At 64.2% G+C, this 16272-nt stretch carries 15 protein-coding genes; 8 read left to right on the forward strand and 7 right to left on the reverse strand.

What is annotated here, in order from left to right:
* Positions 1–21 precede the first annotated feature (21 nt).
* Positions 22–666, reverse strand: a complete 645-nt coding sequence (locus tag FA94_RS04985) for a DUF177 domain-containing protein (RefSeq protein WP_035547369.1) — start codon at positions 664–666, stop codon at positions 22–24.
* Between the two features lie 235 nt (positions 667–901).
* On the opposite strand from FA94_RS04985, the gene FA94_RS04990 reads away from it, so the two are divergent.
* Both FA94_RS04990 and FA94_RS04995 read left to right on the forward strand, forming a co-directional pair.
* The gene (locus FA94_RS04990; RefSeq protein ID WP_035547372.1) at positions 902–1516 is read left to right on the forward strand and encodes a Maf-like protein; all 615 of its coding nucleotides are present in this window, start codon (positions 902–904) and stop codon (positions 1514–1516) included.
* Positions 1517–2236, forward strand: coding sequence for an SAM-dependent methyltransferase (locus FA94_RS04995; RefSeq protein ID WP_035547374.1), 720 nt, complete (start codon positions 1517–1519; stop codon positions 2234–2236).
* 128 nt (positions 2237–2364) lie between these two features.
* On the opposite strand, the gene FA94_RS05000 is transcribed toward FA94_RS04995, so the two are convergent.
* Genes FA94_RS05000 through FA94_RS05015 form a run of 4 tightly spaced genes read right to left on the reverse strand, consistent with a single transcriptional unit; the run spans position 2365 to position 5472 of the window.
* On the reverse strand, positions 2365–3369 hold the full coding sequence (locus tag FA94_RS05000) for a S49 family peptidase (protein ID WP_035547378.1): 1005 nt from the start codon (positions 3367–3369) through the stop codon (positions 2365–2367).
* A 30-nt stretch (positions 3370–3399) separates the two neighbouring features.
* Positions 3400–3798: a Rieske (2Fe-2S) protein gene (locus tag FA94_RS05005; RefSeq protein WP_035547380.1), complete on the reverse strand. Its 399-nt coding sequence runs from the start codon at positions 3796–3798 to the stop codon at positions 3400–3402.
* Positions 3795–4454, reverse strand: coding sequence for an HAD-IIIA family hydrolase (locus tag FA94_RS05010; protein WP_035547382.1), 660 nt, complete (start codon positions 4452–4454; stop codon positions 3795–3797). Before FA94_RS05010 ends, FA94_RS05005 begins: the two co-directional genes overlap by 4 nt.
* A complete protein-coding gene (locus FA94_RS05015) occupies positions 4447–5472 on the reverse strand; it encodes an RluA family pseudouridine synthase (protein WP_035547385.1) in 1026 nt (341 codons plus the stop codon). Before FA94_RS05015 ends, FA94_RS05010 begins: the two co-directional genes overlap by 8 nt.
* A gap of 730 nt (positions 5473–6202) precedes the next feature.
* On the opposite strand from FA94_RS05015, the gene FA94_RS05020 reads away from it, so the two are divergent.
* From FA94_RS05020 to FA94_RS05045, 6 genes are all read left to right on the forward strand, one after another.
* Positions 6203–9571, forward strand: a complete 3369-nt coding sequence (locus FA94_RS05020; protein WP_035547387.1) for an Rne/Rng family ribonuclease — start codon at positions 6203–6205, stop codon at positions 9569–9571.
* 207 nt (positions 9572–9778) lie between these two features.
* Positions 9779–10888 carry a GTP 3',8-cyclase MoaA gene (gene moaA / locus FA94_RS05025; RefSeq protein ID WP_035547389.1) on the forward strand — a complete coding sequence of 370 codons (1110 nt, stop codon included), beginning with the start codon at positions 9779–9781 and terminating at the stop codon, positions 10886–10888.
* A 19-nt stretch (positions 10889–10907) separates the two neighbouring features.
* The gene (gene mobA, locus FA94_RS05030) at positions 10908–11522 is read left to right on the forward strand and encodes a molybdenum cofactor guanylyltransferase MobA (RefSeq protein WP_035547391.1); all 615 of its coding nucleotides are present in this window, start codon (positions 10908–10910) and stop codon (positions 11520–11522) included.
* An 83-nt stretch (positions 11523–11605) separates the two neighbouring features.
* Positions 11606–12907, forward strand: a complete 1302-nt coding sequence (gene moeA, locus FA94_RS05035) for a molybdopterin molybdotransferase MoeA (RefSeq protein WP_035547394.1) — start codon at positions 11606–11608, stop codon at positions 12905–12907.
* 79 nt (positions 12908–12986) lie between these two features.
* A complete protein-coding gene (locus FA94_RS05040; RefSeq protein ID WP_035547397.1) occupies positions 12987–13262 on the forward strand; it encodes a hypothetical protein in 276 nt (91 codons plus the stop codon).
* Entirely contained in the window at positions 13262–13750 is a 489-nt protein-coding gene (locus FA94_RS05045) for a GNAT family N-acetyltransferase (protein WP_035547399.1), read from the forward strand. The genes FA94_RS05040 and FA94_RS05045 overlap by 1 nt, the downstream gene beginning before the upstream one ends.
* Positions 13751–13774: 24 nt before the next feature.
* On the opposite strand, the gene FA94_RS05050 is transcribed toward FA94_RS05045, so the two are convergent.
* Positions 13775–15232, reverse strand: a complete 1458-nt coding sequence (locus FA94_RS05050) for a DNA recombination protein RmuC (protein ID WP_035547404.1) — start codon at positions 15230–15232, stop codon at positions 13775–13777.
* Positions 15229–16218 carry a 2-hydroxyacid dehydrogenase gene (locus FA94_RS05055; protein WP_035547407.1) on the reverse strand — a complete coding sequence of 330 codons (990 nt, stop codon included), beginning with the start codon at positions 16216–16218 and terminating at the stop codon, positions 15229–15231. Before FA94_RS05055 ends, FA94_RS05050 begins: the two co-directional genes overlap by 4 nt.
* Between the last annotated feature and the right edge of the window lie 54 nt (positions 16219–16272).

Raw genomic sequence — 16272 nt, forward strand, 5'->3', positions numbered from 1 at the left:
ATCGCGCAACCACGCAACTGTTTAGTGCTTCTTGTCGTCCGGCTCACCGCGCTTGAGACTTTCGAGCGCCGCGAACGGATTGGGCCGCTCAGGCTCATCGCCCTCGCCAGCCTCGTCCGACTCGGCTTCGTTGCCCTCGCCTTCTGCTCCGGCCACACCAGAGACGAGGCTCTCGTGCACTTCGGGGCAGACTTCGTGCTTGGGCACGACCGGCAACGAAAGCAGCAACTCGTCTTCGATCAAGTCGATGAGATCGAACTGGCGCGAACCCACGATCACTTCGACTTCATCCTCGTCGAGCGGAAACTCTTCGGCTTCCGCCTCAGTGTTGACGATCCGATAAGTTGCGTCGACGTCGAATGCCTGCAAATACGGTGTCATGCACCGCTGACATTCGAGCCATGCGGCGCCGTGAATCGCCAACCTCAGATAAGGCTGCGGACCCTCGGTGCCGTCGTCCTGCAATTCCGGCTGCGTCGTGCCTTCGGCTTGCCAGGTGAACGCGGTGTCGCGGTCTGGCGCTTCTGCCGGGACTTCGTTTAACATGCGCGGCAGTTGCGAGACGCGCACGACACCCGCGGCCTGACGCCCACTCCGCGCAAATTCGAACAGATCGAGATCGTGCGGGTCGGACAGACCAGCAGGGTTGCCAGGATGTTGAGTCATGTGCGCTCCTGCGTCGGCAAGGATTTCGCCGGGGTAAATCGGTTCGCAAACAGCCTGTAAGCACTGGAGATTCGTACACACAAGTTGTACGCACCCAGCCCCACCCAGCGCAAGCATACCGATGAAAAGCCGGAAATCATATCCGTTTTGTCTTTTCGAGTCAAACACTTAAGCCCGTACCTGCGCACATTTCGCGCAACCCCGTACGCCCCGCCTCCCTAGCCGTTGATTGACCATGTCAAATTCCCTCAATCGCCCGCCACGCCTGATTCTGGCGTCGAGTTCGCCGTACCGTCGCGAGTTGCTCGAACGCCTGCGCGTGCCGTTCGACGTCGTCGTGCCCGCCATCGACGAGACGCCGCTTGCCGGCGAAACGCCCGAAGTCACCGCGCTGCGACTCGCCGAAGCCAAGGCTCGCGCGGTAGCCGACAAGCTCGGCGCGAATGAAGCCGCGCTCGTGATCGGCTCCGACCAGGTCGCCACTTACGACGGCCTGCAGATCGGCAAGCCCGGCACGCACGACAAGGCGCTCGCCCAATTACAGGCGATGCGCGGCCGCGAAGTGCTATTTCATAGCGCGTTGTGCCTGTTCGACAACCGCTCGGGCGCGGCGCAAGCGCTCGACGTCATCACCCGCGTGCAATTCCGCGACTTGCCGGACGCTTCGCTGGAAGCGTATCTGCGCGCCGAAACGCCGTACGACGTCGCCGGCAGCGCCAAATCCGAAGGGCTCGGCATTGCCTTGCTCGAATCCATCCACTCCGACGACCCTACCGCGCTCGTCGGCTTGCCATTAATTGCACTGTCGCGCATGTTGCTCGCAGCGGGCTATCCACTTCTGGGGGCATAAATGAGCGGCACGCTCTACCTGATTCCGAACACCCTGGGCGAAGGCGACGCCGACGCACTCGACGCCGTCCTGCCCGCGCCCGTCAGGGCTCGCGCGGCGGCGCTTCAGTATTACATCGGCGAAAACGCGAAAACGACTCGCGCTTTCCTGAAGAAGGTCGGCACGGAACGGCCGATCCAGGACATCGAGATTCGCGAACTGAACGTCAACACGCCGGCCGGCGAGATCGACAAGCTGCTCGCGCCGCTGCTGGCCGGCACCGACGCGGGTCTCGTCTCCGAGGCCGGCTGCCCGGCGGTCGCGGATCCCGGCGCACTGCTGGTGCGGCGCGCGCATGAGCGCGGCGTCAAGGTGGTGCCGTTTGTCGGACCCAGTTCGATATTGCTGGCGCTGATGGCGTCGGGGCTCAATGGTCAGAGTTTTGCGTTTCACGGCTATCTGCCGGTCGACGCCGTTGAGCGGGCGAAACGTCTGCGTGAGCTGGAACAGCAGTCGCGCAAGGGCAAGCAGACGCAGATTTTTATCGAGACGCCGTATCGGAATCGTGCCCTGCTGGACACGTTACTCGCGACTTGCGCGCCGTCCACCCTGGTTTGCGTGGCGGTCGATCTGACGCTGGAGACGGAAACCATTGCCAGTCGAAGCGTGGCCGACTGGAAGAAGAAGCCCGCGCTCGATTTGCACAAGCGACCGGCTATTTTTCTGATTCTGGCCGTTTGATCCGCAACCGATAAAGCGGCAAACGCTCGCTGCAAACCCACCACACAAAAAAAACCCCGCACGATCAGCATTCGATCGTGCGGGGCTTTTCACATCACATCGCACCGCTGGGCATCGCAAACGGCCGATCAGCGCAGGCTCATCTTCCCACCAAGCGCCATGGCATGCACCGCGCCACTACCCACCGCCGCGCCGAACTTGCGCGCAACGCGGTCCGTAATGCTCTCTTTCACCGTGTAGTCGACGATATCCGGCGCCTTGAAGAGATCGCGGGCGACGTAATCCGCGTCGCCGAAACCATCCGCCAAGCCTAGCTCCACGCTTTTTTGCCCGGTCCAGAACAGACCCGAGAACATATCCGGCGTTTCATGCAGGCGCTTGCCGCGCCCTTGGCGCACGGCGTCGATGAATTGCGCGTGAATCTGATCGAGCATGTCTTGCGCATGTTCGTCCATCTTCGGCGTTTCCGGTGAGAACGGGTCGAAAAAGCCCTTGTTCTCACCCGATGTGTGCAGGCGCCGCTGAATCCCCAGCTTATCCATCAGACCCGTGAAACCAAAGCTGTCCATCAGCACGCCAATCGAACCGACGATGCTTGCCTTGTCGACATAAATCTTGTCGGCGGCCGCGGCAGCGTAATAGCCACCCGACGCACACATGTCGCCGACCACCACGTACAGCGGAATCGACGGGTATTTAGCGCGCAACCGACGGATCTCGTTGTAGATAATGCCCGCCTGCACCGGGCTGCCGCCCGGGCTATTGCAGCGCAGAATCACGCCCGCGGTGCCGGCGTCGTCGAACGCGCTTTCCAGCGCCGTGTTGATATCTTCGGCATTCGCGTTGGTATCAGCCGAGATTTCGCCGTCAAGCGCCACCATCGCCGTATGACGGCCGGTGGTCGCGACCTTGTCGCCGGAGAAATCGATCGCGCCCCAGACCACCAGCAGCAGCACGATCAGAAACACGAACCGGAAAAAGATTTTCCAGCGCCGCGCCGCGCGCTGTTCGTTGATCGCCGCCAGCGCGATGCGCTCGAGCGCCGCGCGTTCCCAGCCGGGTTCATCGGCAGGCGATCGGGGGCGGCCTGTCAGGGACGGTTCCTTCGGCTCAGGAGTCAAATTGTCGGACATGCGGTGCAGTGGAAAGGTCGAAGAGGAAAGTCAGGGTGCGGCCGGACGCAGTTCGCCGTCGGGCAGCCAGAATACGGTGCGGCCTTCCGGCGTATCGCGTTCGTCCACCTGGACGGCGCGCAATCTGCCGCCGCGGCACGGACCACCCATGCATTTGCCGGTATCAGGCGCGTAAATCGCGCCGTGCGTAGCGCACATCAAGTATAAACCCGACGATTCGAAGAACTGCCCTTCGGCCCAGTCGAGTTCCATCGGCACATGCGCGCAGCGGTTCAGGTAGCCGTATGCCCGGCCATCATAGCGAACAAAAAACACCACGACGTCGCCACCGCCCAGCCTGGCGGCACGTCGCACGCCAATACCGCCGTCGACCAGTTCCTCGGACGCGCAAATGCGCACCGCGTCCGTTGCGGTGCCGACCGTGCTCATGCGTTCTCTCGTAGCCAGCCGGACAGCGCGCCCACGCTCGATGCGACGAACTTCGGCTCCAGCGCAGTCAACGAAGCCGCAGGATGCGCGCCATACGTGACACCAATACCGGCGACGCCCGCGTTGATCGCCATCTGCAGATCGTGCGTCGTATCGCCCACCATCACTGTCCGCGCCGGGTCCTGCCCCAGTTCGCGCGTCAGTTCATGCAGCATGGCCGGATGCGGCTTCGAGAACGTCTCGTCGGCGCAGCGGGTGCCGTCGAACAGGCTGGTGAGGCGCGACTGGTCGAGCGCGCGGTTCAGCCCGACGCGGCTTTTGCCCGTCGCCACGGCCAGCAGATAACCCTGATCGCGCAACTCCTGCAACATTTCGCGCACGCCGACGAACAACTCGGTGGTCTGATCCTTCACCAGATAGTGGAAGCGATAGCGCTCGGCGAGCCGCGGGTAATCCGCCGGATCGAGCGTGGGCGCGGCGATCTGCAGCGCGTCGCGCAGGCCGAGGCCGATCACGTAGCTGGCGGCTTCGTCGGCGGGAACCGGCAGGCCGAGATCGCGGCAGGCGGACTGGATGCTGCGCGTGATGTGCGCGGTCGAATCCATCAACGTCCCGTCCCAGTCGAAGACGATCAGATCAAATTGCTCTCTAGCCATGCGGTGTCGTCTCCGGGTTTGACCCATTTCGTAATTCGTTGAGCTGCGCGACGAAGCTGCGGCACTCGGCCGGCAACGGCGCCTCGAACTGAATCGACTCGCCGGTTGCCGGGTGCGTAAGCTTCAGCCGGTAGGCGTGCAGGAACATGCGCTTGAGGCCCGGCTTCGCGTTGGCGCGCGCCAGCGCCTTGTTCAGCGCGAAATCGCCGTATTTGGCATCGCCGACGATCGGCAGTTCCAGATGCTGCAAATGGACGCGAATCTGGTGCGTGCGGCCAGTCTTGAGTTCCGCCTCGAGCAGCGCGTACTCCAGCCAGCGGTCGATCAGATTGAACACCGTATGCGACGCCAGGCCGTCCGCCTGCACGCGCACGCGGCGCTCGCCGTCCGCGGTCAGATACTTGTGCAGCGGCTCCTTGACCGCCCGGCGACGGCCCCAATCGCTCGCCCACTCACCGTGAACGCAAGCATAGTAGCGCTTATCCATCTTGTTCTCGCGAATCTGCTCATGCAGGTTGACGAGCGCCGTGCGCTTCTTGGCCAGCATCAGAATGCCGGACGTTTCGCGATCCAGGCGATGCACCAGTTCGAGGAATTTCGCTTGCGGCCGCGCCGAACGCATCTGCTCGATCACGCCGAAGGCCACGCCGCTGCCGCCGTGGACCGCCACGCCGGCCGGTTTATCGATCACGAGCATGTGCTCGTCTTCAAAAATGATCTTGAAGTCCGCGCTCGGCACCGGCGCGTGAGCCGCCGCCTCGTTCGGCTGAGCAACGCGAATGGGCGGCACGCGCACCAGATCGCCAAGCTCGAGACGGTACTGCGCGTCTATCCGGCCCTTATTCACACGCACTTCCCCGCTGCGCAGGATGCGATAAATATGGCTTTTTGGCACGCCTTTACAGACGCGCAACAGGAAGTTGTCGATGCGCTGTCCGGCCGCGCTGTCGTCGATCTCGATCATCGAGACCTGGTCGCTTGCGACCGATTTCTGGGATATTTTGCCTAACTCTTTCATTCTGAATATAATTTGCCCAGCAGTCTGCGGCGGCCGGCGCAGTGTCCGAGTTCGGGCGGATTGCGCAGGTGCAAGCTTGAAACCGTTATTTTACTTGCGCCGGGGTCTGGTTGCTCACCCTGAAAATGAGATGCAACAAGTTGCACGCACGAAGTCAGTGCCCGGCAGGGACGGCGCCCACAGGCGCGTTCGGTCAAGGTCGGCTTCGACGGTAACGGAATTTTGGTAAAAAAGAATTTAACTTTCAGCTTCGGTATCGGGCGGTAGACGCCCTGCTGTACGAAGCTGCAGGTTGCGAAAATACGGCGTGCGCCCGAGGCGTCTTGTAGAAAGTGCAAGACATGGCGACGTCAAAATGAGGCGAGACACCCCCAGCTGGAAAAGACGCGCCGACTGCGCGAACTTCCCGCTGCGGCATGACCGCAGCCTTCGACCCTCCGGTCACGCGCCCACCCGGCGCACCGGCGCGAGTGGACGAAGGCTTATGAAGGTCTGCTGGCAGAACCCGCGGCGTGTCGGGTCGTTATTTGAAGCCGTGTTCGCATGTGCCCTGCGGCACCGTGCCCCTTTTTTGATGGGCCGGGCCCTTCCAGGCAATTCTCCCGCCATTTTTCCCGCTCCAGCGTGCTTGTGAAAACACAATAAGGCGCGGCATGCCTTTGCCCGCAACGCTTTCGCGACTGACAACCGCGCGAGCGTTGGGGTGGCTAAGCCGCTCTGGAGCCGTTCAATGAAACGAATGTTGTTCAACGCGACGCAGCAGGAAGAACTGCGCGTCGCCATCGTCGATGGGCAAAAACTCATCGATATCGACATCGAAACCGCCGGGCGCGAACAGCGCAAAGGCAATATTTACAAAGGCATCATTACTCGCATCGAGCCGTCGCTCGAAGCCTGTTTCGTCAACTACGGCGAAGACCGCCACGGTTTTCTGCCGTTCAAGGAAGTCGCCCGCCAGTATTTCCGTGACGGCGTCGACATGCGTTCCGCGCGCATCCAGGACGCGCTGCGCGAAGGTCAGGAACTGATCGTTCAGGTCGAAAAAGAAGAGCGCGGCAACAAGGGCGCAGCCCTCACCACGTTCATCTCGCTCGCCGGCCGTTATCTGGTCCTGATGCCGAACAACCCGCGCGGCGGCGGCGTGTCGCGCCGGATCGAAGGCGACGACCGCCAGGAACTGCGCGAAACCATGGCGCAACTGCAATTGCCGGAAGGCATGAGCATCATCGCGCGCACGGCCGGTATCGGTCGCAGCGCCGAAGAGCTGCAGTGGGACCTGAACTACCTGATGCAACTGTGGCGCGCGATTGAAGCCGCGTCGCAAAGCGGTTCGAGCGGTCAGCCGATGCTGATTTATCTCGAATCGAGCCTGGTGATCCGCGCGATTCGCGACTATTTCCAGCCGGATATCGGCGAAATTCTGATCGACACCACCGAAATCCATGACCAGGCCCGCGCCTTCATGGACATCGTGATGCCGGACAATGTCAGCAAGGTGAAGCGGTATCACGACGACGTGCCGCTCTTCTCGCGCTTCCAGATCGAACACCAGATCGAAACGGCTTACTCGCGCACGGTGCCGCTGCCCTCGGGCGGCGCAATCGTGATCGACCACACCGAAGCGCTGGTCGCGATCGACGTGAACTCGGCCCGCGCCACCAAGGGCGCCGACATCGAAGAAACGGCCGCGCGAACCAATCTCGAAGCCGCCGACGAAGTGGCCCGCCAGTTGCGTCTGCGCGACCTGGGTGGCCTGATCGTGATCGACTTCATCGACATGGAATCGGCCAAGAGTCAGCGCGAAGTCGAACAACGCCTGAAAGACGCGCTCAAGCACGACCGTGCGCGCGTCCAGATGGGCAAGATTTCGCGCTTCGGCCTGATGGAACTGTCGCGTCAGCGTCTGCGTCCGGCGCTGTCGGAAGGCAGCCACGTGACCTGCCCGCGCTGTAACGGCACGGGCCACATTCGCGATACCGAATCGTCCGCGCTGCAAGTGCTGCGGATCATTCAGGAAGAAGCGATGAAGGAAAACACCGCGGCGATCCATTGCCAGGTGCCGGTCGAAGTGACCGCCTTCCTGCTGAACGAGAAGCGCGCCGAAATCAACAAGATCGAATCGCGTTTCAGGGTCAATGTCGTTCTGATCCCGAACAAGCATCTCGATACGCCGCACTACAAGCTGGAGCGTCTGCGTCACGACGATGCCCGCCTGGACGAACCGCGCGCTTCGTGGAAGATGGCCGAAGAAGCGGCCCGCGAAATGGAGTCGGAAACCGGCTACAGCAAGCGTGCTGAAGAAGTGAAGCCGAAGCAGGAAGCGGCGGTCAAGGGCATCACGCCTGAAAAACCGGCGCCGAGCGCACCGGTTCGCGCAACGGCAACCCCGGCTCCGGTCGCGGTTACGCCGGCGAGCGGTGGTTTCATCGGCTGGTTGAAGAATCTGTTCGGCATGCAACCGGCTGCTCCGGCACCGGTCGCACCGGCCTCGACGGAAAAGCAGACCCGTCCGCAACGCGGCGAACGCACGGAGCGCGGTGAGCGCACCGGCGAACGCGGCGGCGATCGCAACCGCAATCGCCGTGGCGGCGCAGGCGGCCGTGACGCAGCAGGACGTGCCGAAGGTACGAATGGCGCACGTCAGGGCCAAGCTCAGGGTCAAGGCCAGCAGCCGTCGTCGCAACGTCGCGAGGAACGCGAACCGCGTGAAGGCCGCGAGGTGCGTGAAGCACGCGAAGGTCGTGAACCGCGCGAGGCTCGTGAAGGCCGCGAACCGCGTGGCGCTCGTGAATCGCGTGAGCCGCGTGAAGGCCGCGAAGGCCGTGAACCACGCGAGGCTCGCGAGCCGCGTGAAGGTCGTGAGCCGCGTGAGAACCGCGATCGCGACAACCGTGGCGAGCGCGCTGAAACTGCCGAAGCCGCACCGCGTGGTGAGCGTCAGGAACGCGGCGAGCGCCGTGAACGTGGCGAGCGTACGGAGCGCGGCGGTCGCAAGCCGCAAGCTGAAACCGCGGACGCGCTGACGCAAGGCGAAACGCAAACGGCGGAAGAACTGGCGCAAAACCAGGCCGCTTTGGGCGAAAACGGCATGCCGATCGATCAGGAAGCCGTGGCGCGCGAAGGCGAAGAGCGTCGTCGTCGCCGTCGTGGCCGTCGTGGTGGCCGTCGTGAGCGTGAAGAAGACGTGAACGGCAACCTGGCTGCGGATGTAGCGGAAGCCGAAGGCGACAGCACCAATGTGAACGACGAAGCCCCGGTGCGCACCGCGCATCAGCCGGTCGAGCACAAGGCTGAGGTCAACGAGGCGAGCGAAGTGAAGCCGGTGGAAGTGGTCGTCGCAGCTGTCGCGACTGAAACCGCCGTGGTCACCGAACTGCACGCAGCGACCGAAACGCCGGTTCTGGCCGTCGAGAAAGCGGTGACGACTGAAGCCGTCGTGCCGGCTGCGGAAGCACCGGCAGCACCGGTTGCGGTCGAGCCGGTGGTGGAAGCGCCGGTTGCGCAAGCAGCGGCAGTGCCGGTCGAAGCAGCGCAAGCGGCTCCGGCTGCCAGCGAAACGGTTTCGCTGGTTGAACCGGTCGCGCATGTCGAAGCGCCGGCTCACACGCACGTCGAAGCCCCGGCAGTTGCTGCTGCGGTCGAAACGGTCGAATCGGTCGAATCGGCACAAGCCGCTCCCGCTCCGGTCGAACCCGCTGCTCCGGCTGTCGTAGCCGAAGCACCGGTTGTTCAGCCCGCACCGCAAGTCGAAATCGTCGAGCCGCAACCCGTCGTGGCAGCCGCCGCACCGGCAGCGGAACCGGCGGCGATCGAGCGGTCGGAGTCGGCGCCTGTCGCCGCCGCACCGCAAGTGCAAGCTCAGGCGCCTCAGGCCGCACAAGCGCCGCGTAACAGCGGCGTCTCGGCCGAAGCCCTGAAGCCGGTGCTGGAACAAGCCGGTCTCGTCTGGGTGAACACCGACGCCGACAAGCTGCGTGCCGCGCAGGAAACCGCTGCGCAGACCGTCAAGCCGGCCCGCGTAGTGCGTGAGCGCAAGCAGTTGTCGCCGGTTGACAGCGCGCCGATGCAACAGGTGGAAACGGGCAAGCACACGCAGTAAGCTGCCTCGCCTCCTCCTCGAAAAGCCCGCCTTCACCGGCGGGCTTTTTTTTGCGGCTCAGGGACGAAAACGAAACCGCGAGCCACCCGTTCAGCGTTATGCCGCTCCCCGTATACCCCGACTGGCCCCCAGGCCCGGCTGCCGGCACAGGCATTTCCGCTAGAATGAATATCTGGCTTTATTTTCAAGCACTAACCGAAGCATTTCATGTCCCGACGCATCATCCCTGTTGCCGATTTCAGCGCGGCGCCGGTCATTGCCGGCCCCGTGCAGACGCCCATCGGCGTGCTGCACGACACGCTGGCGCGCCCGCTGCGCGATTTGCGCATCTCGGTGACGGATCGTTGCAATTTCCGCTGCGTCTACTGCATGCCCCGCGCGGTGTTCGACAAGGACTACACGTTCTTGCCGCACAGCGCCTTGCTCAGCTTCGAAGAAATCGAACGACTGGCGCGACTGTTCGTCGCACATGGCGTGGAGAAAATCCGCCTGACGGGCGGCGAGCCGCTGCTGCGTAAAAATCTGGAATTCCTGATCGAACGGCTCGCGCAGCTCACCACGCCGGCCGGCCGGCCGCTCGACCTGACTCTGACCACCAACGGTTCGCTGCTGGCGCGCAAGGCGCGTAGCCTGAAAGACGCCGGCCTGACCCGCGTCACCGTCAGTCTCGACGCGCTCGACGACAGCCTGTTCCGCCGCATGAACGACGCCGACTTCGCGGTCGCCGACGTACTGGACGGCATTGCCGCGGCGCACGCGGTGGGGCTGGCACCGGTCAAGGTCAACATGGTCGTCAAGCGCGGCACGAACGACTGTGAAATCGTGCCGATGGCGCGCCATTTCAAAGGTTCGGGCGCGGTGCTGCGCTTCATCGAATATATGGATGTCGGCACCTCGAACGGCTGGAACATGACCGAGGTACTCCCATCCGCCGAGGTGGTCACCCGCATCGCCGAACATTTCCCGCTGGCCCCGCTCGACGCGCACAGCGCCGCCGAGACCGCGCAGCGCTGGGGCTATGTGGACGGCAGCGGCGAGATCGGCGTGATTTCGAGCGTGACGCGCGCGTTTTGCGGCAGTTGCACGCGGGCGCGTCTGTCGACCGAGGGCAAGCTGTACCTGTGCCTGTTCGCGTCGGCCGGTCACGACTTACGGGCGTTGTTGCGCAGTGGCGCGAACGACGCGGGCATCGCCACCGCCGTCGCCGAAATCTGGCAGGGCCGCGGCGACCGCTATTCGCAACTGCGCGGCAGCAGCGCCGCCGAGACGCGCGTGCTGGACAGCCGGCGCGTCGAAATGTCGTACATCGGCGGCTGAACGACCGGCGCATGACAGCATGAAACCGACACGCGAACACATCACCGGTCTGGTGCTCGCGGGCGGCCGCGGCATGCGCATGGGCGGCGTCGACAAAGGCCTGCAAACACTGCACGGCGAACCGCTCGCCGCCCACGTACTGAAGCGCCTCGCACCGCAGTGCGGCGCCCTGCTGATCAGCGCCAATCGTCATCCGGAAATCTACGCGGCGCTCGGTGCGCCGTTCGGTGCCACGATCGTGGCCGATACCCTCCCCGGCTTCCCCGGCCCGCTAGCCGGCTTGCTCGCCGGGCTGCGCACCGCGCGCACCGCCTACCTGCTCAGCGCGCCGTGCGACACGCCCGGCCTGCCTGCCGATCTGGCCATGCGCCTCGCGCACGCCATGGACGCGAACCAGGCTGACATCGCCACCGTCACGACTGCCGACGCCCAGGGCGAAGTCTCGCTGCACCCGGTCTTCGCGCTGCTGCGCACGACGCTCGCGGACGACCTGGCGGCCTTTCTGGACGCGGGTGAGCGCAAAGTTCGCGCGTGGTACGCACGCCACAAGACGGTGGAAGTCACCTTTACCGACGAGCGCGCGTTTTACAATATCAATTCGTTACAAGAACTCTCCGACCTCGAGCGCGCTTGAGGCCCCGGTGAAATCCCGCTCCGGCCACACGGCACACGCCGCGCGTTTCCACTCCGGCCACCGGTCGCGACGCCCAGCCCTTCATGACCACGCTTAACGACTTTTCCCGCTGCGTCGCGCAGTACGATCCTCACGCGCTGCCCGTCAAGGCGGCTCAGGCGATTGTTCGTCAATGGGCCGCGCCGGTCGCGGCAGTTGAACGCGTGGCATTGCGCGATGCGCTCGACCGCGTGCTAGCCGTCGACATCGTGTCGCCGATCGCCGTGCCGTCGCACGACAATTCGGCCATGGACGGCTACGCGTTCCGGCGCGCCGCATTGGCGGGCGATACGGCAACCGTCGAGTTGACGATCGTCGGCAAGGCGCTGGCCGGGCATCCATACGAAGGCGGCGTCGCGACGACGCAATGCGTGCGCGTGATGACCGGCGCCTGCATGCCGGCAGACTGCGACACCGTGGTGCCGCAGGAACGGGTCGAACGCAATGCCGAATGCACGTCGATCCGCTTTGCCGGCCACGCGGTAGCGCCGGGCGCCAACCGGCGTCTCGCCGGCGAAGACCTCGCTCGCGGCCACGTGGCTTTGCGGGCCGGCCGTGTCATGCGCGCGTCGGACCTGGGCTTGCTGGCTTCGCTCGGTATCGGCGAGGTGAATGTGCGGCGGCGTTTGCGCGTTGCCTTCTTCTCGACCGGCGACGAATTGCGTTCGCTCGGCGAGCCGCTCGACCCGGGCTCGGTGTACGACAGCAACCGCTACACGCTGTTTGCCATGCTGCGGCGCCTGAACGTCGACACGCTCGACCTCGGCGTAGTGCGCGACGAACCGGCCGCGCTGGAAGCCGCATTGCGCAGCGCCGCGGCCAATGCCGACATGGTGCTAACCTCCGGCGGCGTCTCGGTCGGCGAGGCCGATTTCACCAAGCAATTGCTGCAAACATTCGGCGACGTCGCGTTCTGGAGCCTCGCCATGCGCCCCGGTCGACCGCTCGCTTTTGGCCGCGTCTGGTCGGGCGAGCGCCCGGGTCTCGGACTTCCCGCGCTATTCTTCGGGTTGCCGGGCAACCCGGTGGCCGTGATGGTGACGTTCTATCAGATCGTGCGCGAGGCGCTGCTGCTCATGTCGGGCGCCACGCCACAGCCGCTGCCGGTGATTCGCGCCACGAGCCGCCAGGCCATCCGCAAACGCGCCGGCCGTACGGAATTCCAGCGCGGCGTGGCGGTTCAGAGCGAGCAAGGAGAATGGCACGTCACGCCAACCGGTTCGCAAAGCTCCGGCGTGCTGAGTTCCATGAGCGAAGCCAATTGTTTCATCGTGCTCGATCACGATGAGGGCGAGATCGCCCAAGGGCAACAAGTGGCTATCATGCCGTTCGACGGCCTCATCTGACGCTTCGGCGCCCCGCGCCTACTCTGGCGACTAGTTGCAGCTTCACCCATTACCACTACGACTCACGGGTTTGACTTACATGAAAAAACAGATCTCGTTCATCGCACCGGGACAGACGGCCAAAGCACTGATCCTCGTGTATTTGACGTTCTCGGTGCCGCTCGTGCTGCTCGGCGTGCTGGTCGCGTTCTTCCGTTACGGCTCGGTGGAATTGAGCACCGTGTTCAGCGCGCTGCTGCTGAACGCGATTCTCGGCTTCATCCTGCTGTGGATCGCGTGCCACGCGTACAACTGGGTGGCGTCACGCTTCGGCGGTATTGAAATCCAGTTGAGCGACGCGCCGGAAGAAGCCTGATGCCGGCAGCGATCCGCGCCGCCACGCCCGCGGACACCAGCGCGATCTTCGCGCTGACGTACGAACTGGCGGAGTTCGAAAGCCTCACACACGTGTTTGTCGCGACCGAAGACGGTCTGCGCGACGCGCTGTTCGGCACGCGGCCGTCGATCGAAGCGTTGGTCGCGGAACAGGAAGGGCGCATCGTCGGCTATGCGCTGTTCTTCCACAATTATTCGAGTTTTGTCGGCACGCGCGGACTGTATCTGGAAGACGTCTACGTGCAGCCGAGCCGGCGCGGCAGCGGACTGGGCAGTGCTTTACTGCAGCGCCTCGCGGCGTTGGCGGTGGAGCGCCAATGCGGACGCTTCGAGTGGACCGTGCTGGACTGGAATCAGCCGGCCATCAACTTCTACGAAAAGATGGGCGCAACCGTGATGCCGGATTGGCGCGTAGTGCGTCTGACAGGCGACGCGCTAGCAAAGCTGGCTGCGGGCACGGGCGCCTGAGTGGCGCGCGCCCCACGTTCCGCCCTATTCACCCAATTGCTCGTCAGGCTCCACGCCAGATAGCGCATCGCCGAGCAAGCCGCTCGCCGCTTCGCCCGGCAACGCTTCGACATCGCGCAGCTTGCGGTTCATCACCCGCGTGCGCGTTTCGGCGGCTTCGATTGAACGCGTAACGGTTTCCAGTTGCGCCTTGGTCTTGGCCAGCACGTCGCCGAATTTGCCGAACTCCGTTTTCACCGCGCCAAGCACCTGCCACACCTCGCTCGAGCGCTTCTCGATCGCGAGCGTGCGGAAACCCATCTGCAAACTATTGAGCAACGCGGTCAGCGTAGTCGGACCGGCGATCGTCACGCGATAGTCGCGTTGCAGCATGTCGGTGAGACCCGGCCGACGCAGCACTTCCGCGTAGAGCCCTTCGGTCGGCAGGAACAGCAGCGCGAAGTCGGTGGTATGCGGCGGCGCCACGTACTTCTCCGCGATTGTGCGAGCCTCGGCGCGAATCCGCGCTTCCAGCGCGCGCGACGCTTCTTCCACCGCGACCGGATCGGCGCGCTCCTGCGCTTCGATCAAGCGCTCGTAATCTTCGCGCGGGAATTTGGCGTCGATCGGCAGCCATACGGGCGTGGCCGTGCTGCCTTGCTCCGCGCGACCCGGCAGCTTGATCGCGAATTCGACGCGCTCGGTGCTCTTCGGCACCGTCGCGACGTTCTTCGCGTATTGATCGGCGGTGAGCAGTTGGTCGAGCAACGCTTCCAGTTGCACTTCGCCCCATGTGCCGCGCGTCTTGACGTTGGTGAGCACCTTCTTCAGATCGCCGACACCGGCCGCCAATGTCTGCATCTCGCCCAATCCGCGATGCACCTGTTCGAGCCGGTCGGACACCAGCTTGAACGACTCGCCGAGGCGTTGTTCGAGCGTGGCGTGCAGCTTTTCGTCGACGGTGCGGCGCATTTCCTCGAGCTTGGCCGAGTTATTCGCCTCGATGTCCTTGAGCCGCTGCTCGATGGTCGCGCGCACTTCGGTGAAGCGGCGATCGTTCGCTTCGGTCAGTTGCCCCAGTTGCAGGCTCAGCGTATCGCCGAACTGCTTGAGCGAACGACCCTGCTCGTCACGCGCCTGCTGCGCCTGCTGCTGCAAGCTGTGACGCACGGCGTCGAGCTGCTGCGCGAAACCGTCGATCTTGCCGCCCTGCACCGTGGTCATGCTGCTGAACTGCGCCGCGAGCGTCTGCTGAAAATGCGCGAAGCCGCTGCTCTGCTCGGTGCGCGACACGCGCGCCGTCTCGGCGATGTCATTGCGCAGTTGCCGCTCGAGGCGTTCATACGCATGGGCTTGCGCGTCGGCCGCCGCGTCGATGCGCTCGTTGACCAGTTCGAACGGCTCGCTGTCCTCCGCGCGGCCGGAGCCGCGCAGCAACACGGCCAACGCGATAAGCAAGGCGACCGCCAGCACCGCGACGGCCGCCACCAGAATCAGGGTCATGAACGCGCCCGGCCGATGACCTCGGGGTTGATCGGATTCGGCGGACGACCGGCGCGCGGTCCTTCGCCCAACGCGGCAATCAGGTTATCTGCGGCGAGGTTCGCCATGGCGCGGCGCGTGGCTTCGGTCGCGCTGGCAATGTGCGGCGTCAGCACGATATTCGGCACGGTGAGCAGATCCGGATTGAGCTTCGGCTCGCCTTCGAACACGTCCAGCCCCGCGGCGGCGATCTGCTTCGAGCGCAGCGCGTGGACCAGCGCGGCGTCGTCGACAATACCGCCGCGCGCGATATTGGTCAGCGTCGCGCTCGGTTTCATCAAGGCGAATTCGGCGGCGCCGATCGTGTGGTGGTTTTCCTTGGTGTACGGCAAGACCAGCACGACATGATCGGCACGCCGCAACAGGTCCTGCTTCGACACGTATTCGGCGTTCAGTTCGGCTTCGATCTCCGGCGCGACACGCGAGCGGTTGTGATAAATCACCTGCATATTGAAACCCTTCGCGCGACGCGCCAGCGCCTGGCCGATCCGGCCCATGCCGAGTACGCCGAGCGTCGAGCCATACAGGTCGCTGCCGAGAAAACCGTCGTACGCCCACTTCTGCCATTGACCCGCGCGCAACCAATGCTCCGATTCAGCGAGACGGCGCGCGGCCGCCATCATCAGCGCCCAGCCGAAGTCCGCGGTCGACTCGTTCAGCACGTCCGGCGTATTGGTGGCGAGCACGTTCGACGCATTGAACGCGGCCATGTCGAAGTTGTTGTAACCCACGGCCATGTTCGACACCACGCGCAAACGCGGCGCCGCCGCGAGGGCGGCCACGCCGACCGGATCGCCCGCGGTCAGCGCGCCGTCTTTGTCCGCCAGACGACGCGTCAGGTCGTCGGCGGCCATGACCTCGCCCTGATTCCAGTCGACGTCGAAATACTGTTTGAGCCGTTCGATCACATCGGGAAAAATCGGACGGGCGACGAGGATCTTTTGCATTGCCATTCTCCGTATAGCGCGTCGAGCTGGTTTGCCTCGGCGATAAAGGTCGGT

Source organism: Burkholderia sp. 9120, from assembly GCF_000745015.1.
Lineage (GTDB): Bacteria > Pseudomonadota > Gammaproteobacteria > Burkholderiales > Burkholderiaceae > Paraburkholderia.